Annotated in this window: 19 protein-coding genes; 11 read left to right on the forward strand and 8 right to left on the reverse strand. The window is 71.8% G+C overall.

Annotated elements, in window-relative coordinates; translation table 11 throughout:
- Nucleotides 1-175: 175 nt before the first annotated feature.
- Entirely contained in the window at nt 176-508 is a 333-nt protein-coding gene (locus PV341_RS22795; protein ID WP_500330802.1) for a DUF2516 family protein, read from the forward strand.
- A 42-nt stretch (nt 509-550) separates the two neighbouring features.
- Here PV341_RS22795 and PV341_RS22800 read toward each other — a convergent pair whose 3' ends face one another.
- The 3 genes from PV341_RS22800 to PV341_RS22810 all read right to left on the reverse strand — a co-directional run bounded on the left by PV341_RS22800 (nt 551) and on the right by PV341_RS22810 (nt 4,236).
- Complete coding sequence (locus tag PV341_RS22800) at nt 551-1,819, reverse strand: PP2C family protein-serine/threonine phosphatase (RefSeq protein WP_500330804.1); 1,269 nt, start codon at nt 1,817-1,819, stop codon at nt 551-553.
- Nucleotides 1,820-2,131: 312 nt separating this feature from the next.
- The gene (locus PV341_RS22805) at nt 2,132-3,160 is read right to left on the reverse strand and encodes a C40 family peptidase (protein WP_500330806.1); all 1,029 of its coding nucleotides are present in this window, start codon (nt 3,158-3,160) and stop codon (nt 2,132-2,134) included.
- Between the two features lie 275 nt (nt 3,161-3,435).
- On the reverse strand, nt 3,436-4,236 hold the full coding sequence (locus tag PV341_RS22810) for a class I SAM-dependent methyltransferase (protein WP_500330808.1): 801 nt from the start codon (nt 4,234-4,236) through the stop codon (nt 3,436-3,438).
- A 154-nt stretch (nt 4,237-4,390) separates the two neighbouring features.
- On the opposite strand from PV341_RS22810, the gene mshA reads away from it, so the two are divergent.
- A complete protein-coding gene (gene mshA, locus PV341_RS22815) occupies nt 4,391-5,743 on the forward strand; it encodes a D-inositol-3-phosphate glycosyltransferase (protein ID WP_500330810.1) in 1,353 nt (450 codons plus the stop codon).
- A complete protein-coding gene (locus tag PV341_RS22820; protein WP_500358872.1) occupies nt 5,736-6,251 on the forward strand; it encodes a YbjN domain-containing protein in 516 nt (171 codons plus the stop codon). Before mshA ends, PV341_RS22820 begins: the two co-directional genes overlap by 8 nt.
- Nucleotides 6,252-6,381: 130 nt before the next feature.
- Here the strand turns inward: PV341_RS22820 and PV341_RS22825 are convergent, their stop codons facing one another.
- The gene (locus PV341_RS22825) at nt 6,382-7,674 is read right to left on the reverse strand and encodes an MDR family MFS transporter (protein ID WP_500330814.1); all 1,293 of its coding nucleotides are present in this window, start codon (nt 7,672-7,674) and stop codon (nt 6,382-6,384) included.
- Between the two features lie 115 nt (nt 7,675-7,789).
- On the opposite strand from PV341_RS22825, the gene PV341_RS22830 reads away from it, so the two are divergent.
- Nucleotides 7,790-8,551: a phosphoglyceromutase gene (locus tag PV341_RS22830; protein WP_089227655.1), complete on the forward strand. Its 762-nt coding sequence runs from the start codon at nt 7,790-7,792 to the stop codon at nt 8,549-8,551.
- A gap of 329 nt (nt 8,552-8,880) precedes the next feature.
- Here the strand turns inward: PV341_RS22830 and PV341_RS22835 are convergent, their stop codons facing one another.
- A complete protein-coding gene (locus tag PV341_RS22835; RefSeq protein ID WP_500330816.1) occupies nt 8,881-9,453 on the reverse strand; it encodes a fascin domain-containing protein in 573 nt (190 codons plus the stop codon).
- Nucleotides 9,454-10,529: 1,076 nt separating this feature from the next.
- Here PV341_RS22835 and PV341_RS22840 point away from each other — a divergent pair.
- From PV341_RS22840 to PV341_RS22855, 4 genes are all read left to right on the forward strand, one after another.
- Entirely contained in the window at nt 10,530-11,780 is a 1,251-nt protein-coding gene (locus tag PV341_RS22840; RefSeq protein WP_500358873.1) for an IS256 family transposase, read from the forward strand.
- Nucleotides 11,777-12,244, forward strand: a complete 468-nt coding sequence (locus PV341_RS22845; protein ID WP_500330818.1) for a hypothetical protein — start codon at nt 11,777-11,779, stop codon at nt 12,242-12,244. Before PV341_RS22840 ends, PV341_RS22845 begins: the two co-directional genes overlap by 4 nt.
- 383 nt (nt 12,245-12,627) lie before the next feature.
- Nucleotides 12,628-13,074: a hypothetical protein gene (locus PV341_RS22850; RefSeq protein WP_500330251.1), complete on the forward strand. Its 447-nt coding sequence runs from the start codon at nt 12,628-12,630 to the stop codon at nt 13,072-13,074.
- Between the two features lie 937 nt (nt 13,075-14,011).
- Complete coding sequence (locus tag PV341_RS22855) at nt 14,012-14,347, forward strand: DUF6087 family protein (RefSeq protein WP_500330249.1); 336 nt, start codon at nt 14,012-14,014, stop codon at nt 14,345-14,347.
- 35 nt (nt 14,348-14,382) lie between these two features.
- On the opposite strand, the gene PV341_RS22860 is transcribed toward PV341_RS22855, so the two are convergent.
- Nucleotides 14,383-14,586 (reverse strand): hypothetical protein, encoded by a 204-nt coding sequence (locus PV341_RS22860; protein ID WP_500330247.1) that lies wholly within the window; start codon nt 14,584-14,586, stop codon nt 14,383-14,385.
- 104 nt (nt 14,587-14,690) lie between these two features.
- On the opposite strand from PV341_RS22860, the gene PV341_RS22865 reads away from it, so the two are divergent.
- Complete coding sequence (locus PV341_RS22865) at nt 14,691-15,605, forward strand: hypothetical protein (RefSeq protein WP_500330246.1); 915 nt, start codon at nt 14,691-14,693, stop codon at nt 15,603-15,605.
- Nucleotides 15,583-16,320, forward strand: a complete 738-nt coding sequence (locus PV341_RS22870; protein ID WP_500330244.1) for a class I SAM-dependent methyltransferase — start codon at nt 15,583-15,585, stop codon at nt 16,318-16,320. Before PV341_RS22865 ends, PV341_RS22870 begins: the two co-directional genes overlap by 23 nt.
- Here the strand turns inward: PV341_RS22870 and PV341_RS22875 are convergent.
- A complete protein-coding gene (locus PV341_RS22875; protein ID WP_500330242.1) occupies nt 16,259-17,026 on the reverse strand; it encodes a CDP-alcohol phosphatidyltransferase family protein in 768 nt (255 codons plus the stop codon). The genes PV341_RS22870 and PV341_RS22875 overlap by 62 nt on opposite strands.
- Before the next feature lie 181 nt (nt 17,027-17,207).
- Here PV341_RS22875 and PV341_RS22880 point away from each other — a divergent pair, with 181 nt between their 5' ends.
- The gene (locus PV341_RS22880) at nt 17,208-17,687 is read left to right on the forward strand and encodes a VOC family protein (protein WP_500330240.1); all 480 of its coding nucleotides are present in this window, start codon (nt 17,208-17,210) and stop codon (nt 17,685-17,687) included.
- A 426-nt stretch (nt 17,688-18,113) separates the two neighbouring features.
- Here PV341_RS22880 and phoU read toward each other — a convergent pair whose 3' ends face one another.
- A complete protein-coding gene (gene phoU / locus PV341_RS22885) occupies nt 18,114-18,794 on the reverse strand; it encodes a phosphate signaling complex PhoU family protein (protein ID WP_499513183.1) in 681 nt (226 codons plus the stop codon).
- Between the last annotated feature and the right edge of the window lie 36 nt (nt 18,795-18,830).

Raw genomic sequence — 18,830 nt, forward strand, 5'->3', positions numbered from 1 at the left:
GTGCAGGACGGCCAGGCGAAGAAGGCCCCGGTCAAGAAGGCCCCCGCCGCCAAGAAGCCCGCGACGCCGGGCAAGCCCGCTTCCTGAGCGGCCGGAACATCACGGGCCGGGCACGCGTGGCGTGCCCGGCTCGTTGTGCCGGTACGGTGGGAGCCGATGACGGAGGTGGACGGCAATGCTGGTGCAGGGCTTCTACAACTTGCTGGGCTGGATCTCCATCGCCCTGCTGGTCTTCGCGCTCTTCGCGCTGGTCGACGCGGCCATCCGGCGTGAGGACGCCTACCGGGCGGCGGACAAGAAGACCAAGCCCTTCTGGCTGATCATCCTCGCCGTGGCGGCGGCGCTGATCGCGATCCTGCCGATCATGTCGTTCCTGCCGGTCATCGGCCTGATCGCGGTGATCGTCTACACGGTGGACGTGCGTCCCGCTCTCAAGCAGGTGTCCGGTCCGCGACGGCGCGGCGGCGGCAGCAGCAGCGACGGCCCGTACGGCCCCTTCAACCGCTGAGGCGGAGTTCCCCCCGGCCGGCGGACCGGCCGGGCCCTCGGATCAGGCGCCCGACTCCAGGAGCATGAGGGCGACGTCGTCCGTCAGCTCCCCGCCGTTGAGCTCCCGTACCTCCGTCATCGCCGCGTCCAGCAGCTCCTCGCCGGCGAGTCCGGCGGACAGCTGCCGCCCGACCAGCTCGACCATGCCGTCCTGGCCCAGCCGCTGCGCGCCCAGGCCGATCCGGCCCTCGATGAGCCCGTCGGTGTAGAGCATCAGGCTCCACGCCTCGCCCAGCTCGAAGCGCGCGCCCTCCCAGCAGTCCCTCTGGGGCAGCAGCCCGAGCGCCGGGCCGCCGTGCTCGTACGGCAGCAGCTGCGGTGCCATCCCGGACAGCGACACCAGCGGCGCCGGGTGACCGGCCAGCCAGAGGTCGGCGGCGCGGCCGTCCGGGCTGATGTCGACCTGGCAGAGGGTCGCGAAGATCTCGTCGTGGGACCGCTCGTGCTCCAGGACCTCCTGCAGGGTGCCCAGCAGGGCGGCCCCGCACAGTCCGGCCAGGGTCAGCGCGCGCCAGGCGATGCGCAGCTCGACGCCGAGGGCGGCCTCGTCCGGGCCGTGGCCGCAGACGTCGCCGATCATCGCGTGCACGGTGCCGTCCGGGGTGCGGACGGTGTCGTAGAAGTCGCCGCCGAGCAGGGCCCGGCTGCGGCCGGGCCGGTAGCGGGCGGCGAAGCGCAGGTCGGCGTCGTGGAGCAGCGGCGTGGGGAGCAGCCCGCGTTCCAGCCGCGAGTTCTCCTGGGCGAGCAGCCGGGTCTCGGTCAGCTGGCGCTGGGCGACGTCGGCGCGCTTGCGCTCCACGGCGTAGCGGATGGCCCGGGTCAGGTGGGACGGGTCCAGGTCGGCCGGGGTCAGGTGGTCCTGGGCGCCGACGCGGACGGCCTCGGCGGCGCGCTCGGCGTCGGTGTCCGTGCCGGCGGTCAGCACCAGCACGGCGGTGCGCGGGGCGAGGCGCAGCAGCTGCCGCAGGCTGTCCAGCCCGTCGGAGACGCCCTCGGCGGCGGGGGCGGACAGCTCCAGCAGGATGCAGTTGACGTCGTCCCTGAGCAGCCGCTCGGCCTCGGTCAGGTTGCGGGCGCGGCGGATGCGGACCCGTGTGCCGGAGACGTCCAGCAGGTCGGGGACGGTGAAGGCACCGACCGGGTCCTCACCGATGACGAGCAGGGTCAGGGCAGGGGAGGTCCGGCCGTCGGCCAGGGTGGTTTCCTGGCGCGGCCCCGGCACGACGGCGTACTGGTCGGTGCGCCGCTCGGTCGCGGACATCGGCGACATCGGACAATTCCTTCCCTCCCCCCGAGGGCAACGTCCCGGAGCGGTCGGATCGGTCGGATCGGTTGCTCAGCTCCGAGAACACTGAAGGGCGACCATAGCGGTAGCGCCCGGCGGCGGGGGAGGCCCTGTTGGTAAACCGCCCGTGTCATATGCGGTTCTGAGCTGCGGATTTCGACCGCGGAGGGACGAAGCGGGCATGACCAACGTCACGTTTGCTCGGAGACGGGGTGGTACGGGTCACGCGGCCGGGGTCACAGGACGCAGGTCACAGCGCGGCGGCCCCACGCAGCCGCCCGGCACGGCCGCGTGCGGTCATCCGGGGCGCACGACGCCGAGGACGGGCATCGACCCGGCCCCCGCCATCGTGATCCGCCGCCCGGGGCGCGGCGCGTGGACGATGGCGCCGTCGCCCACGTAGATGCCGACATGGCTGGCGTCGTCGAAGTAGACGACCAGGTCGCCCGGGCGCATCGCCGCCATGGGGACGTGCGGCAGGAGCCGCCACTGCTCCTGCGAGGTGCGCGGGATGCCGACCCCCGCGGCGCGCCAGGCGGCCCGGGTCAGCGCGGAGCAGTCGTACGCGGCCGGGCCGTCCGCCCCCCATTCGTACGGCTTGCCGATCTGCGCCGCGGCGAAGGCGACCGCCGCGGCGCCCTGCCGTGTGGCGCCGGCGGCGTTGCGGCGCAGGTGGGTGGCGGCGTCGGTGCGCAGCCAGGCCACCTGGGAACGGTAGGCGGCCTCGTCCTCCAGCCGTTCCAGCCGTGCCCGCTCCCGGGCCTCCAGGCCGGCGAGCAGGCGTTTCGCCCGGGTCAGACGCGCGGTGACCTCCCGCTCGGCGTCGGCCGCCTCCTTCTGGTCGGCCACGAGGCGCTCCCAGGCGGCGGTGGCGGAGCGGGCGTAGGCGCCCAGCTCCGCCGTGGTGGTGCGCAACTGCTCGATCGTGGTGCCGGCGGCCTGGGCGCCCCGGTCGGCGAGGGCGAGCCCGTCCAGGAAGGCGTCCGGGTCGTCGCTGAGCAGCAGGTCGAGCCCGGGGCCGATGCCGCCGCCGCGGTACTGGGCGCGGGCGAGCGCGCCTGCCCGGGCGGTCAGGGTGCGCAGCCGGATCTGCTCCCGGTCGATGACGCGGGCGAGCGCGACGATCTCCTTCTGCTGGGCGAGGACCCGTTCGTGCGCGGCGTTGTAGGTGTCGGTGGCGCGTTCGGCCTGCCGGTAGAGGGTGCCGACCTCGGCCCGTACGTCCTGGAGCGTGCGGGGCGGGCGGGGCGGATCGGCGTGCGCGACCTGCACGGGGGCGGCGAGGAGCAGCAGCGCGGCACAGGCCAGGCAGGCCGTACGCTTCATGCGGGCACCTCCGCAGCACACATCTGACGGTCCGTCACATGGCTGTGGATGGTGCCACGGAAGACGCGAATCGGCCAGAGCCGTGGGCCGGTGCACCGCCCTCCGGCGCCATGTCGGCCCGGCCCGGGACGTGTTCGGCGGCCGTGGAGGGGTGCCGACGGCTGCCGTCGGCGGGCGGGATCGGCCCGGTGCGGCGGGGCGCCTGCGTCGTCGTGTACGGATCCGACACGCGCCCCGCGCATCGTCCGGGCGGCGTGGCGACCGAGCCGCGGGGATCAGTCCGGTGCCGGGGCCAGGGCCTCCCAGCGGACGGTCACCTCGCCCTGGCGCCAGCGGGACGGGGTGTCGGTGACGGGCCAGCCGCCCGGGCCCGCCAGGCTGCGCACCGTGCGGATCCAGCGCTGCCGTGCGCCCAGGGAGGCGAAGGGCGCGGCGGCCGCCCACGCGCGGTCGAAGTCGGTGAGGAACGTGTGCACGGGCTCGCCCGGCACATTGCGGTGGATCAGCGCCTTGGGCAGCCGCTCCGCCAGGTCGGAGGGGCGCTCCAGCGAGCCGAGCCGGGTGGCGAAGGTCACCGTGCGCGGGCCCTCGGGGCCGAGCGCCACCCACACGTGGCGGCGGCCGATCTCGTCACAGGTGCCCTCCACCAGCAGCCCGTCCGGCGCGAGCCGGGACCGCAGGCGGGTCCACACCTCGGCGACGCGCTCCTCGTCGTACTGGCGCAGCACGTTCGCCGCCCGGATCAGCGCCGGCCTGCGGCCGTCCGGGAGGGGCACCTCGAATCCGCCGTGCGCGAAGGAGAGCCCCTCGCGGGCGTACGGCCGGGCGGCGGCCACCCGGGCCGGGTCGATCTCGATGCCGACGACCTCGGCGTCGGGGCGCGCGGTGCGCAGCCTTCCCAGCAGCTCCAGGGCCGTCCAGGGCGCGGCGCCGTAGCCCAGGTCCACGGCGAGCGGATCGTCGCTGCGGCGCAGCGCGGGCCCGTGCTGCGCCGCGATCCAGCGGTCCATGCGGCGCAGCCGGTTGGGGTTGGTCGTCCCCCGGGTCACCTCTCCGACCGGCCGTGTCGCGCGCATGCGCCGAGCCTATGCGAGCCCGCGGGCGCCGGATCCGGGCCGGGCCGACGGTCACGCTTTGGCAAAGCGGAAATGGATCTAGGCCTTCCGCTGGTTGTCACCGTTCAGGGGCGGCCTCCGCTCGGCCGCCCGTCGGAGAAGTGGAGGAGGCGACGTGAGCCAGTACGTGGCGAAGGTCCTGGCCGGTGGTGCCCATCGCCGGTTGCGCCGCCATGGCGTCGGTGGACGCCGTCCGCGGCGCGTGGCCATGCTCAGCGTGCACACCTCGCCCCTCCACCAGCCCGGCACCGGCGACGCGGGCGGTATGAACGTCTACATCGTCGAGCTGGCCAAGCGGCTCGCGGAGGGCCCCGGCGTGGAGGTCGAGATCTTCACCCGGGCCACCACGGCCGCCCTGCCGCCCACGGTCGAGCTGGCGCCCGGGGTCCTGGTGCGGCACGTGGACGCCGGCCCGTACGAGGGCCTGGCCAAGGAGGATCTTCCCGCGCAGCTGTGCGCCTTCACTCACGGCGTGATGCACGCCGAGGCCAGCCACCGGCAGGGCCACTACGACCTGGTGCACTCGCACTACTGGCTCTCCGGCCACGTCGGCTGGCTCGCCGCCGAGCGCTGGGGCGTCCCGCTCGTCCACGCCATGCACACCATGGCCAAGGTCAAGAACGCGGCGCTCGCCGAGGGCGACACCCCCGAGCCCACGGCCCGGGTCATCGGCGAGACGCAGATCGTCAACGCCGCCGACCGGCTGATCGCCAACACCGCCGAGGAGTCGGACGAGCTGATCCGGCACTACGAGGCCGACCCCGGCAAGGTCGCCGTCGTCCACCCCGGGGTGAACCTGGACCGCTTCCGGCCGGACGCCCACGGCGGCCGCGCCGGGGCCCGCGCGCGCCTCGGCCTGCCGCAGGACGCGGTGATCCCGCTCTTCGCCGGCCGGATACAGCCCCTCAAGGCGCCGGACATCCTGCTGCGCGCCGCGGCCATCCTGCTGGCGGAGGACCCGTCGCTGCGCGACCGCCTCGTCGTCCCGGTCGTCGGCGGGCCGAGCGGCAGCGGCCTGGCCAAGCCCGAGCGCCTGCAGAAGCTCGCCGCCCGGCTCGGCATCTCCGACCTCGTGCGCTTCCAGCCGCCGGTCGCCCAGGACCGGCTCGCGGACTGGTACCGGGCCGCGTCGGTGCTGGTCATGCCCTCGTACAGCGAGTCGTTCGGGCTGGTCGCCATCGAGGCGCAGGCCTGCGGCACGCCGGTGGTGGCGGCCTCGGTCGGCGGGCTGCCGGTGGCCGTGAAGGACGGCGAGACCGGCTTCCTCGTCGCGGGCCACGAACCGGCCGACTACGCGCGCGCCCTGCGCCGCTTCGTCGAGCACCCGGAGCTGGTGCCCGCCATGGGCGGGGCCGCCGCCCGGCACGCGGGGTGCTTCGGCTGGGACGCGGCGGCCACCAGGACCGCCGAGGTGTACGCGGGTGCGATGGCCGAGCGGCGGCGTCGCCTACGATCGCCGCATGGGTGAGCGGGAGCAGACGGCGGCGCGCGCGGCGGTCGAGCGGGCACTGGAGGACGCCGAACTCGGCTGGGAGACCGGAGCCGGGGGCGAGTACGTCGTCAAGCTCCCCGGCACGCGCAAGCTGTCCACCACCGTGGCGCTGGCGGTGGGGCGGCACACCCTGACGGTCAACGCCTTCGTCGTGCGCCGCCCCGACGAGAACCACGAGGCGTTCTACCGCTGGCTCCTGGAGCGCAACACCCGGCTGTACGGCGTGGCCTACGCCATCGACGCGCTCGGCGACGTCTACCTCTCCGGCCGGCTCCCGCTGGTCGCGGTGACCCCCGAGGAGGTCGACCGGCTGCTGGGTGCCGTCCTCGAGAACGCGGACGGCAGCTTCAACACGCTGCTGGAACTGGGCTTCGCCGACGCGATCCGCAAGGAGCACGCATGGCGGACCGCGCGCGGCGAGTCCACGCGCAACCTCGACGCGTTCGCACATCTGATTGGCAAGGCCGGCAAGGGTGCCGAGTAGCCTCGCCGCCGCCTGAGCGTCACCAAGGTCTCGACGACGACGGCTCCCACGGCGGCGCCGCGTCGGCGGGACCGTTGTACGGGGCGCGCTCCGCGCCGTACGAGGTGCGGCGCGCCCTGCGCCTCCCGCGCTAGCAGTCCGCCGTCGGCTCCGGCTCCGGTATCCGTACCGGGGCCGGCGGCGCCGTCTCCACCTGCCCGGCCTGCGCCCCGCGCTCCCGCAGCAGCAGCCAGTAGCCGGCGCCGGCGACCGTGCCGACCACGGCGCAGGCGCCCCACACCACGCCACCGCCCCACCGGTCCAGCGCCACGCCGCCCAGCAGCGGCCCGGCGAAGGACGCCGCGGGCCAGGCGAGCGAGTACATGCCCTGGTAGCGCCCCCGGGCGTGGGCCGGTGCCAGGTCGGCGACCAGCGACATCGAGGCCGGCGCGTGCAGGATCTCGCCGATCGTCCACACCGCCACCGTCAGCGCGTAGAAGGGGACCGAACCGGCGAAGGCGGTGAGCCCGAAGCCCCAGCCCATCAGCAGCGTGCCGGCGGTGAGCAGCGCCGCCACACTCCGCCGCTCGACGAGCCGGGTGAGCGGGATCTGCAGGAGCACGATCAGCAGGCCGTTGAGCCCGATGATCAGGCCGTACTGGCTCGCGGAGAAGCCCTGGCGGCCCATGTCGACCGAGAGGGTCGTCGAACCCTGCTGGGTGACCGTGCCCAGCAGGAACGTCAGCGCGACGAACCACATGAAGCGCTGGTCACGCAGGACGACCCCGAGGCCGACCCGCGACTCCCCGCCCCCGGCCGCCCCGGCGGACCGCCCCGGGCTCGCGGGCTCCCGGCCCGGCATGGACTCCGGCACCTTGGCGTAGATCACCAGCGCGCAGAGCACCGTCATGAACGCGTCGCCGAGGAAGAGCCAGAGGTAGCCCTGCGAGGCGATGAGGCCGGCCGCCGCCGAGGAGACGGCGAAGCCGATGTTGATCGCCCAGTAGTTGAGCGAGAACGCCCGCACCCGGTCCGCGGCGGGCACCACGTCCGCCATCATCGCCTGCACCGCGGGCCGCGAGGCGCTGCTCGCCACGCCGATCACGGTGGCCACGCCCGCGATCTCCGCCTGCCCGTCCACGAAGGCCAGCGTCGCCGTGCCGGCCGCGGCCGCGACCTGCGCCAGCAGCATCGTCGAGCGCCGCCCCAGCCGGTCGGTCAGCACCCCGCCGACGACCGCGCCGACGGCGCCGCCGAGGCCGTACAGGGACGCGACGAGACCGGCGTAAGTGGCGGAGTAGCCCCGGTCGAGGGTGAGGTAGAGCGCGAGGAAGGTGACGACGAAGCCGCCGAGCCGGTTGACCAGTGTGCTGGTCCACAGCCACCAGAAGGTCCGGGGGAGTCCCGAGACGGTCTCCCGTACGGCACGTCTGACATCGGGCACGGCGGCTGCTCCTCGCGGCGTCGGGGCGTCGTAGGCGTAATGGGCCAGGATGGCCTGCGCAGCTTACATCGGCCCTCCGGAGGGCACCAAGGGGTTTTCTCTTAGACTCCTTGCCATGGCTGAAGCTCCGTACAAGCTGATCCTCCTCCGCCACGGCGAGAGCGAGTGGAACGCTAAGAACCTCTTCACTGGCTGGGTTGACGTCAACCTGAACGAAAAGGGCGAGAAGGAGGCGGTCCGGGGCGGCGAGCTGCTGAAGGACGCCGGACTCCTCCCCGACGTCGTCCACACCTCCCTCCAGAAGCGCGCGATCCGCACCGCGCAGCTGGCCCTCGAGGCCGCCGACCGGCACTGGATCCCCGTCCACCGCAGCTGGCGCCTCAACGAGCGCCACTACGGCGCCCTCCAGGGCAAGGACAAGGCGCAGACCCTCGCCGAGTTCGGCGAGGAGCAGTTCATGCTCTGGCGCCGCTCCTACGACACCCCGCCGCCGCCGATCGAGGACGGCAGCGAGTTCTCCCAGAGCGACGACCCGCGCTACGCCTCCATCCCGCCGGAGCTGCGCCCGCGCACCGAGTGCCTGAAGGACGTCGTCGACCGCATGCTCCCGTACTGGTACGACGGCATCGTCCCCGACCTCCTCACCGGCCGTACCGTGCTGGTCGCCGCCCACGGCAACAGCCTGCGCGCCCTCGTCAAGCACCTCGACGGCATCTCCGACGCCGACATCGCGGGCCTGAACATCCCCACCGGCATCCCGCTCGCCTACGAGCTCGACGCCGACTTCCGCCCCGTCACCCCGGGCGGCCGCTACCTCGACCCCGAGGCGGCCGCGGCGGCGATCGAGGCCGTGAAGAACCAGGGCAAGAAGAAGTAAGGATCGAGATCACGCCCCCGACCTGCTCTTATGGCGCAGATCGGGGGCGCTTTTACGGTCTGGGCCCAGTGTGGGCCCTCAGTGCCCAGAGTCTTGCGGCCGGAGCGCCAGCCCGAGAGCCTTGCGGGCACGGTCGCGGCTACTCGGCATGAGGTGCGCGTACACCTTCCAGGTCAGGCCCGGATCGGAGTGCCCGAGGTATCGGGCAGGTACCGTCTCCTTCGATCCGCGAACGTGGGAGGTCCTTGTGCACGCCGCTGTCGGGTGCGCCGCGGCCGACCGGGAGGGGAGACGCCTCACCCCCTGCCCGGCTTCCGTGCGGCGGTGTCTCAGCCCTGCGAGAAGGAGAACTTCTCCCACTCCCCGACGGAGGCGGAGCGCGCCCGGAGCATGCCGTAGCCGGTGCCCGTGTAGGCCAACTCGGCGCTCACGTACTGGCCGTTGACGAGGGACCTGATGGTGCAGTAGCTGGGGCAGCGGACTTCGAACTTCTCGAAGCTCTTGACGGCGGCCGCACGCGCCCTGAGCATGCCCACGTCGGCGCCCGTGTAGTTCTTCTCGGCGCTCACGTAACTCCCGGTGCCGTATGAGAAGAGGGTGTAGTACCCGTCCATCGGGCAGAGGGAGAACTTCTCCCAGGGCCCGACGGAGGACGACCGGGCTCGGAGCATGCCGAAGTCGCCCCCGGTGTAGTCCTTCTCCGCGGCGACGAAAAGACCGTTGCCCTTGGACTGGATCTTGATGTCGTCGCAGTGGTCGGTGCCGAGATCCCAGTCAGGGGAGGCCACGGTGACCGTGCCCGACAGAGCCGGAGCGGCGGTCGCGGACGGCGTCGCGGTCAGCACGACTGCGCCCACCGCCACGGCCATGCCGAACTTGCCGGAGATGTTCTTGAGGTTCACGTTCCTGCTTCCTGCGAGCTTCTCGATTTTTGCGCGACGACCTGCCGCGGCCGGCCGGGAACCGGTGGCCGCTGATGGCCGGAGGCGTTCCTGATGCCGACATAAGGCAACCTTGTGGGCATCGACGTCTTATCGACGGGCGGTTGAAGAACGATTGACGCGATGCCGCTCGCCGCCCGGCCCCGCGACCGGAGGCGTCCCCGACGACAGCGGGCCCGGGTGGACCGCCCCGACGGCTCGCCGGCGGCGGAGAACATTGAAGGGCCCCACCACGACCGGTGGGGCCCTTCGACAACGTGCCCGGTGAGGCACTGGCGGAGGTTACGAGATTCGAACTCGTGAGGGGTTGCCCCCAACAGGCTTTCCAAGTCTGTTGGTGCACGTTACGGGCCCATTCATGGCAACCGTATGTGTCCGGCCCAGTCCAGCGGAGTGGTTCAAGGCTGCTGAGGTAGTTACGGAGTTCTCTACCTCATCAAGGCACCCGGCGTCGCTCACGCTCCGCCGGGTGGCCGCGCCCATGCTTCTGTCTCCGCCCCGCTCGGCACGGCCGTCCGCCGCCGCGCGCCCAGAGGTAGGCCCAGGGGCATGAGGTGAGAACCGCGGTGGCTGGGGCGGCCGGGGCTCCGATGCTTTAGGCAGCCAGTGCGGAGCCTTCACACCCATAGGGCGCGCGAGCCTCGAAGATCGGCGCTCACATCGGGCCTTAGCAGGCAGGTCCACAGACCGCCCGAGTCACCGCAAGCTTACGGGCCCCGATCTCTCTCCCCATGGCAGCGTCGGCTCAACGCCTCTCCACGCCGCCCACGCGACCATCTCACGGCTGACACTGCGCACCGTCGCACGCACTATGGCTTCCATGAGATTGACTGGAGACCCGCTCGTTGCACCCCGGATGCTGCTGCTCAACCAAATCAACTTCGTTCCCGGCTGCCGTGTCTACAGCTTTGACCAGAGCAATACTCAGGACTTGTGGATCGGTTCCGGGTGGGCACGCGGAGGGCGTACCTTCCCGAATGATCCGTAAGGTCTCCGAGTAGGCCCGCGTTGCAGCGCGGGTCGGGAAGGCACGCCCCGTGCTCAGCGTAGTCACCGCCGACGGCTCCACCCAGTCCGGCTCCCTGATCGACGAGATCGTGCGGGAAGGCGCCCGCCGGATGCTCGCCGCCGCACTGGAAGCGGAAGTCAACCAGTACATAGCCGAGTTGGCGGCCGAGACCGACGAGTACGGCCGACGTCTCGTTGTCCGCAACGGCCACCACCGGCCCCGGACGGTGGTCACCGCGGCCGGGCCGGTCGAGGTCAAGGCCCCGCGGGTGCACGACCGCCGCGTCGACGATGAGACCGGCGAGCGCAAGCGGTTCTCCTCCAAGATCCTGCCACCGTGGTGCCGCAAGTCCCCGAAGATCTCCGAAGTGCTACCGCTGCTCTACTTGCACGGCTTGTCGTCCGGCGACTTCGTCCCGGCGCTGGAACAGTTCCTCGGCGGCACTGCCGGCCTGTCGGCCGCGACCGTGACACGGCTGACCAGGCAGTGGAGCGAGGACCACGCTGCCTTCCAAAGTCGGGACCTGTCGGATCGCGACTTCGTCTACGTGTGGGCTGACGGTGTGCACCCGAAGGTCCGGCTGGTCCAGGCCCACTCGTGCGTCCTGGTCCTGCTCGGGGTCCGGCTGGACGGCACGAAGGAGCTGATCGCCCTGGCCGAGGGGCTGCGGGAGTCGACCGAGTCGTGGGCCGACCTGCTGCGCGACTGCCGCCGGCGCGGCATGCGGGACCCCGAGCTTGTCGTCGGCGACGGTGCCATGGGCCTGTGGCGGGCGCTCGGCGAGGTGTTCCCGGCAGCCAGGCCGCAAAGGTGCTGGGTTCACAAAGCCCGCAACGTCGCGAACTGCCTGCCCAAGTCCGCGCAGCCCGGCGCGACGAAGGCGATGCAGGAGATCTACAACGCCGAGGACCGCACCCACGCCGAGAAGGCGATCGAAACCTTCGCGAAGACCTACGGGGCAAAGTTCCCGAAGGCCGTCGCGAAGATCACCGAGGACCGGGACGAACTACTCGCCTTCTACGATTTCCCTGCCGAGCACTGGATTCACCTGCGGACCACCAACCCCATCGAGTCGACCTTCTCCACGGTCAAGCTCCGCACCAAGGTCACCCGCGGCGCGGGCAGCCCCGCGGCCGCGCTCGCGATGGTGTTCAAGCTGGTCGAGTCCGCTCAAGCGCGATGGCGCGCGATCACCGGAGCTCACCTGGTGTCCCTGGTCCGCGCCGGTGCACGATTCGAGAACGGCGTCCTGGTCGAGCGCGAGGAGCAGGCCGCATGAACGTCCACGACATCCTGCAGAACCCGGACGAGCACGTCCGCTTCGCGGCCTACCTCGACAAGCTGGGGCACGTTACCGTAGCGAACGAGCTTGACCTGGTCAGCAGCGTGCTCACTGATCCGGACCAGACGATGGCCCAGTCCGCTGTGCTGCGGCACTTGGACCGTCGAGCCGCCGGCCTCTACCCCGGTCCCGCCTACGAGGAGTGGGCGCAGGCCATGACCCAGGCCGCGATCGACCACCCCTTCCTGGCTCAGCGCCTGCGGGAGTGGTTACTCTTCCGCGCCATCACGCTCAAGCTGCCCTGGCAGCCGGCCGACCTGCTCGCGTCGTCCAACTGGCTCCAGCTCAAGACCGCCGCCGGGTCAAACACCGAGGCCGTCGAGATCCTCGCCGAAGCCGGCCGCACCAAGCGGATTCGCAACGCTGCCAGGACCAGCCTCACCCACCGCAGCTCAAGCTGAAATCAGTTCACCCACAACTCTTGACTATTGCTCCTTTGACCAGCCCCTGTTCCTCAACGCCGGCGACCAGGTGTCGCGCGAGGGTGACAGTCTCGTGATCCACAGGGTCTCGGGGAACGTCGAGCGCCCGGCTGGCGGCTTTTCCACGTGCTACCGGCCACAGCGGTTGCTATAACCGCATGCCACTTTCGTTCCAGATCGGGCGGGGAGTCAGGGGGAAGCGCGGTGCGCAGCGGGCCGCGCCGCCTGGTCCATCCGAGGCGGGGAATCCACAGGTTCGGCCAACGATCGACTCACCTTGCTCCTAAAGCGGGTGTCGCAGCCCAAAGGCCAAGGGCGAAACGGGTTTGCCAGGGGGTGGTTCCACAGGATGACATGCGCTCATGAGCAGAATGGCGCAGGTCCTCGTCCTGGCACAGTACGAGGACGACGTTATGGAGCCGCTGACGCGGGCCGACGAGACGCGCACCTGGCGCGGCAGTTTCGAGCGGATACCCGACTGGTTCGTCGGCGGGTGGTACCTCGAGTTCTACCGGGAGAGCCAGCGCCGCGGAGTCCTCGCAGACCTGGAGGCGCTGCCTTGGAACCGGCCTGAATGCGTCCAGGTGATGCTCCACGACGAAGACGATGATTGCTTCGGGTTGTGGATGTTCCAGGACGGCGCGCTGGTCGAGGTATCGATCCCGAGCACGCAGCGGGTCCACGTCCCGCCGCCGTCGTGGTGGGACGGTAGCCCGCGACCCGGATCCCTGTGGCGGACGGACGGGCCGGACCGCGGGCTCCCTGCGCACTCTCCTGAGCACGAACAGGATCCGCGACTGTCTTGGTAGCGGGTGGTCGGGCCCTACAGGAACACGGGCGTGCCACAGCCGTGCCAGGTGAGGCGGTGCCGAACGGGGACCCACGGGGAACAGCGGTGATGGGGTCAATTTGTCGCAGGTCAGCGTCCCCTAGGTGAGGCCGGGTCCGCAGCCTCAGTCTTCCAAACTGGGGATCTTCCGCGAGCGAGCTGTCCGCTACGTGCGGACCCACTCCGCGACTTCCGCGGCACCACTGCGGACGGCCCCATCCGGATCGTCGGCAAGAACAGCGCACGCAGCCGAAACGGCACGACCCGCCTCACCTGGCGGCCAGGCCACATCGTACGCGGCAGTCTGCAACCAATCGCCGTGGTTGTCGTCAGCGCGAGCGACAGCACGGGCCACAAGCCGCACCGCGGCCAAGGACCCCTGCCTCAGGAGGGCTTCTGCGGTAACCCTGGTCACGAACGTGTTCTCTGGATCGAGCAACAGGCCTTCCAGAACGGCCGCAGCGGACGCAACTCCCGCGTGCGGGGCAAGTCGCGGGCCAGCAGCGGCCCGCACGGACCACGAAGGCGACAGACCGTCCTCGATTGCCTCCGTAAGATCGTCACTGCTTGGGAAACTCGGCATGCCGGCATGTTGCCACGGCAGGCTCAGACCGGCCCAGTCAGCAAGACGGACCAGGCACAGGGCAAGCATCGGAGTGTCTCACTGCGCTACAACGGTCCCTCATCGGGGCGTACGACCAGGGACGTTCGCGGACGGTCACAGCCCGACGCCGACGCCGACGCCGTCCAGGCCCAGATGCGGCAAGTCCTGGACCCTCTGGAAACGAAGCTTCGTGACCCGGTCCGGTCGAGGGGTGGAAGCAGGGTCCCGCGCCGCGCGGTTAGGGGGCCGAACCCGGGGGTCGGTTTCCGCGCGGCTGTGGTGTCCCGGGGGCGTGCCGGGACATCCTGTGCGCATGGAGGACGAGCCCCTGGAGCAGTGGGTGGAGCGCCGCGAGGAACGGCAGGCACGCAGGAAGGGCCGGCTTCGTGCGGGCACCCTTGCTGCGGGGCCGCCGCGGGGCGCTCACGTGGATCCGGACGCCCCACGTCTCATCTCGCAATGGGACGGCTATGCATGGCAACCGGTCGCCGTGGTCTCCGGCCTGGCCGAAGCCCGGGCCCTGCTGAACGCGGCCCGGCGCGGACGGCAGGCCGGGCCCTCGGACGGGGGGCAGCGCGCGGCCCCGCCCCCTTCCGCTGCGGCCGCCGACCGGCGGAAGGCACGGCTGCGGGCGCTGCTGGACGAATAGCCGGGCCTCGGCACGCGCATCGCCGCTCAGGAGTATCAGGAGTAGAAGCTTTGGCCGAACTCCTCGGGCCCGAAGCTGAAGTCGTCCGGGCGCTCCCGGCGCAGTTCCTCGTGCCGGACGGCGACCAGGTCGATGGCCTCGTGGATCGAGCAGCCCAGGGTTTCCCGGATCGTCCGCGCCGCGAACATGATCCGGTGATCGAGGATGTCGCGGTCCACGCTCGCCGGCAGTGCGGTCACGGTCCCCCCCGGAAGTCGCTGTCCCAGTAGCAGGGTAGCGCGGCCGCACCGAGCGATGTCGGTGGCCGTCGCTAGCATCGGCGGCAGCCTTCGGGGAGGGAGCCATGGGGTACACCGGCGATGTCGTACTGGCGCGGAGTGACGGGCCGTTGGAGCGGATGCGCGGGTTCGAGGAGACCGCCGACGACCTGGACGTGTGCCTGCCGCGCCCCGGGGGCTGGAAGACGCTGCAGTTCGGCCGGTCGCTTCCGGACAACGACGACGACCGATGGCTGGAGAGGCTGGTGGCCGCGACCGGTTCGCCCGTCCTGATCGCGAGCGTCTTCGACAGCGACGTCTGCTTCGTACGCGGCCTCACGCCCTCCGGGGCGGTCTGGTCCGCCTTCCTCGACCCGGAGATGGCCGCCGACTACGAGATCGCCGGGTCGCCGCCGGCCGTGGACGACGCGCCCCCGGGGGAGAGCGAGAAGGCGCGGAACGTCCGCTGGATGCTCGCGGAGGTGCCGGGGACCGCGGAGGACATCGCCGGCTGGGCCGCCGAGGCCGGGTTCACCGCGGACCGTGACGCCCTGCGCGAGGTGCTCGCCAAACGGGCGGACCCGTTCGTGGAGGACCTGTTCTTCGAACTGATCGACGCCTGCGGACTGCCACCCGTCCAACCGGAAGGAGAAGGAGAGGAAACCGTGGACACCGACCCCCTCGCGCACCCCGGTCACCGCCTCGATGACGACAGCCCCCTCGGCGCCGAGCTGGAGAAGGCGGTGCTGAACCTCCCGCGTGACGGGCACCTGGTCATGGAGTGCGCCGCGGACCAGCAGTGTTACGCCCAGGTGTGGCACCGCCCCGACGGCACGTACCAGCTCGAGTACCGCGACCGCGCCCCCGCCGAGCACTACCGGACGCGAACGGTGTCCGCGGAGAAGGCCGTCGCGGCCCTTCAGGGCTGGACGGCGGGCGGGGTCGCCTGGCGGGACGCCTTCCAGTGGGAGTCGATCGGTGCCTGGTTCGCCGATTCCTAGGGACCCCTCCCCCCATGCCGTCTCGACGGCCGGCGCGTACGACGCCGTCGCCGTCCTCTACGCGGAACTGTTCAGCGACTCCCTCGGCTCGCTCCCGCTGGACCGCGCGCTGATCGCGGCCTTCGCCGACTGCGTGCGGGCGGCCGGCGGGAGGACCGTCGCCGACCTCGGCTGCGGCCCGGGGTACCTCACCGCGCACCTGCGGGACCTGGGGCTGGAGGCCTTCGGCGTCGACCTGTCGCCGGTCATGATCGGCCTCGCCCGCGAGGCCCATCCGGAGCTGCGCTTCGACGTCGGCTCGATGGACGCCCTGGACGCCGTCGCCGACGGCGAGCTGGACGGCATCGTGTCCTGGTACTCCGTCATCCACACGCCGCCGGGCGAACTGCCCCCGTACTTCGACGAGTTCCGCCGGGTCCTGGCCCCGGGCGGCCATCTCCTGCTGGGCTTCTTCGAATCCGGCGGGGGCCCCCTCGAGGCGTTCGACCACAAGGTGACGACGGCCTACCGGTGGCCGATCGACGACCTCGCCGCCCTGGCGACGGCGGCCGGCTTCACCGAAACCGGCCGCATGCTCCGGGAGCCCGGACCGGACGAGCGCTTCCGCAGGGGCCACCTGCTGATGACCAGGGCCCGGCCGGCCGGACCCGGCGTCAGCGCAGCCGCGAGGACGACAGGATCGATGCCAGGTGGGCCACCACCATCAGCCACGTGATCACCGCCAGCGCGGCGAGCGTCCAAGCGGTGGGGGCGGCACTGCCGGTCAGGGTGTCCGCGACGGCCGCGGCGAGCAGGACGAGGGAGGCCTCGATGCCGTTGGTGAGGCGGTGGATCTTGAGGGCCGAGGCGAGCCGCCGGACGGTGGCGACGCCCTCGGAACGGGGCCGGGCCGCCTCGTCGCCGGCGACGGACAGGCCCCGGCGGGCGCGGGCGACGTCGACGAGGTCGGTGGACGCCTTCAGCAGCACGACGCCCAGGGCCGTCGCGAGGCCGACCGAAGCCCAGTACGCGGACCCGTCGTGGGCCACCCGGAAGCCCGCCCCGGTCAGCAGTGCCGCGTCGGCCAGGTAGGCGCCGAGACGGTCGACGTAGATGCCGGTCGCGCTGTTCTGCCCCTTCCAGCGGGCGACCTCGCCGTCCACGCAGTCGAAGAGCAGGAAGAGCTGGAAGAGCACGGCGGCCAGCACGGCCCCGGTGAGCCCGGGGATGAGAAGGGCGGCGCCCGCGCCGACACCGCACACGACCATCGTCCACGTCAGCGTGTCGGGGGAGATCCGGGTCCGCACCAGCTGCCGGGTCATGCGGAGCGAAACGCGCCGCATGTACAGGCGGCCCGCCCAGTGCTCGCCGTTGCGGCTCCGCAGCTTCGCCTGCGGCTGGCAGACCTCGCGCAGCTCCGCCAGTGCCGGGGCAGCAACCATGACGATCTCCTCCCAATTGATCACCGCGCGCCGTGGTGATCGGCACAGGCTAGGGGACGCCTCCGCGAGTCCCGTCGGGGGCCCCGGGACGGCGAACCGGCACATGGCCGTACGCCGATGAGTTTCCGGCGCCGGCACCGTCCTTAGGACGTACGCGCCCATGCGTCAGGAGGAGGCAGCGATGACCACCGACGGATTCACCACGTGCCTGTGGTTCGACGGGAAGGCCGAGGAGGCGGCGAACCACTACGTCTCGATCTTCAAGAACTCCGCGATCGGCACGATCGGCCGCTACAACGAGGCCGGGCCCGGCCCCGCGGGGTCCGTGCTGGCCGTGGAGTTCACGGCCAACGGGCAGAAGTTCGTGGCGCTCAACGGCGGTCCGCACTTCACCTTCAACGAGGCGGTCTCGTTCCAGATCCGCTGCGCCGACCAGGCCGAGGTCGACTACTACTGGGAGAAGCTCACCGACGGCGGTGAGGAGGGCCCCTGCGGATGGCTGAAGGACCGGTACGGGGTGTCCTGGCAGGTGTTCCCCGAGGTGCTGCTGGAGATGGTCGGGGACGCCGACCCGGAGAAGGCCCGGCGGGCCACGGAGGCGATGCTGTCCATGAAGAAGATGGACCTCGCCGCGCTGCGGCGCGCGTACGACGGCGGGTGACCCGGGGGACACGGCGTCGGGGGCCCGTCCGGAGCGACCGGACGGGCCCCCGAGCGTGAGGAACGCGGGTGGCGTGGACTCGGTGGAGTCAGCAGCTGCCGCCGCAGCGGCAGGGCGCTCCGGACTGGCAGCCGCATCCGCAGCCCGAACCGCAGCCGCACGCTCCGAGCAACGGCAGCTCACGGATGCCGGGGGATTGCGGGGTCCCCTCGGGGGACGGCTGGTCGCGGGCGGTGGGCGACGTGGGGGACTCGGGCATGGTTACCCTCCTATGCCGTTGGTGACGGCTGCCTGCATGCCTGCCACCAGTGAACGGCATCCCCCACCGGCGCATCAACGGCGCGCGGAAGCGTTCCGCCCCTGGGGGCGCACCCGCCCCGCGCGCCGCGTCGTCCCGCGCCGTACGGCCGTTGCGGCCGACAGGCCCTAGTCCGCCGGCATCGGGGTGGGAGGCGGGGACAGCTCGTCCGCGTGCTCGCCCGTGACGAGGTAGACGACGCGCTTGGCGACCGAGACCGCGTGGTCGGCGAAGCGCTCGTAGTAGCGGCCGACGAGGGTGACGTCCACCGCCGTCTCGATGCCGTGCTTCCAGCGGTCGTCGAGCAGGTGCTGGAAGAGCGTGCGGTGCAGCTCGTCCATGCGGTCGTCGTCCGCCTCCAGCTGCAGGGCGTCGTCGACGTCCTTGCTGATGATCACCTCGGCGGCCTTGGCCATCAGCCGCTGCGCCAGCTGGCCCATCTCCAGGATCGTGGCGTGCAGGTCGCTCGGGACGGCGGTGTTGGGGAACCGCAGCCGTGCGAGCTTCGCCACATGGCGGGCGAGGTCGCCGGAGCGCTCCAGGTCCGCGCTCATGCGCAGGCTGGTGACGACGATCCGCAGGTCGGTCGCGACGGGCTGCTGGCGGGCGAGCAGGGTGATGGCCCGGTTCTCCAGCTCGCGCTGCAGGTCGTCCACCTTCTCGTCGGCGGCGATCACGCTCTCCGCGAGCTTGAGGTCCGCGTCGAGCAGCGCCGTGGTGGCCCGCCCGATCGCGGAGCCGACCAGCCGGGCCATGTCGACCAGGCCGTCACCGATCGAGTCGAGTTCCTCGTGATATGCGTCGCGCATCGCGATCCTTCCGTTGCCGCTTCAGCCGTTCGAAAA

Origin of the sequence: Streptomyces sp. PA03-1a (assembly GCF_033792805.1) — a bacterium.
Classification (GTDB): Bacteria; Actinomycetota; Actinomycetes; order Streptomycetales; family Streptomycetaceae; genus Actinacidiphila.

Excerpts from the sequence above, each read along its gene's own strand:
- PV341_RS22795 (WP_500330802.1), top strand. The coding sequence starts at position 176 with ATGCTGGTGCAGGGCTTCTACAACTTGCTGGGCTGGATCTCCATCGCC.
- PV341_RS22800 (WP_500330804.1), bottom strand. The coding sequence starts at position 1,819 with ATGTCGCCGATGTCCGCGACCGAGCGGCGCACCGACCAGTACGCCGTC.
- PV341_RS22805 (WP_500330806.1), bottom strand. The coding sequence starts at position 3,160 with ATGAAGCGTACGGCCTGCCTGGCCTGTGCCGCGCTGCTGCTCCTCGCC.
- PV341_RS22810 (WP_500330808.1), bottom strand. The coding sequence starts at position 4,236 with ATGCGCGCGACACGGCCGGTCGGAGAGGTGACCCGGGGGACGACCAAC.
- PV341_RS22820 (WP_500358872.1), top strand. The coding sequence starts at position 5,736 with ATGGGTGAGCGGGAGCAGACGGCGGCGCGCGCGGCGGTCGAGCGGGCA.
- PV341_RS22830 (WP_089227655.1), top strand. The coding sequence starts at position 7,790 with ATGGCTGAAGCTCCGTACAAGCTGATCCTCCTCCGCCACGGCGAGAGC.
- PV341_RS22845 (WP_500330818.1), top strand. The coding sequence starts at position 11,777 with ATGAACGTCCACGACATCCTGCAGAACCCGGACGAGCACGTCCGCTTC.
- PV341_RS22850 (WP_500330251.1), top strand. The coding sequence starts at position 12,628 with ATGAGCAGAATGGCGCAGGTCCTCGTCCTGGCACAGTACGAGGACGAC.
- PV341_RS22855 (WP_500330249.1), top strand. The coding sequence starts at position 14,012 with ATGGAGGACGAGCCCCTGGAGCAGTGGGTGGAGCGCCGCGAGGAACGG.
- PV341_RS22865 (WP_500330246.1), top strand. The coding sequence starts at position 14,691 with ATGGGGTACACCGGCGATGTCGTACTGGCGCGGAGTGACGGGCCGTTG.
- PV341_RS22875 (WP_500330242.1), bottom strand. The coding sequence starts at position 17,026 with ATGGTTGCTGCCCCGGCACTGGCGGAGCTGCGCGAGGTCTGCCAGCCG.
- PV341_RS22880 (WP_500330240.1), top strand. The coding sequence starts at position 17,208 with ATGACCACCGACGGATTCACCACGTGCCTGTGGTTCGACGGGAAGGCC.
- phoU (WP_499513183.1), bottom strand. The coding sequence starts at position 18,794 with ATGCGCGACGCATATCACGAGGAACTCGACTCGATCGGTGACGGCCTG.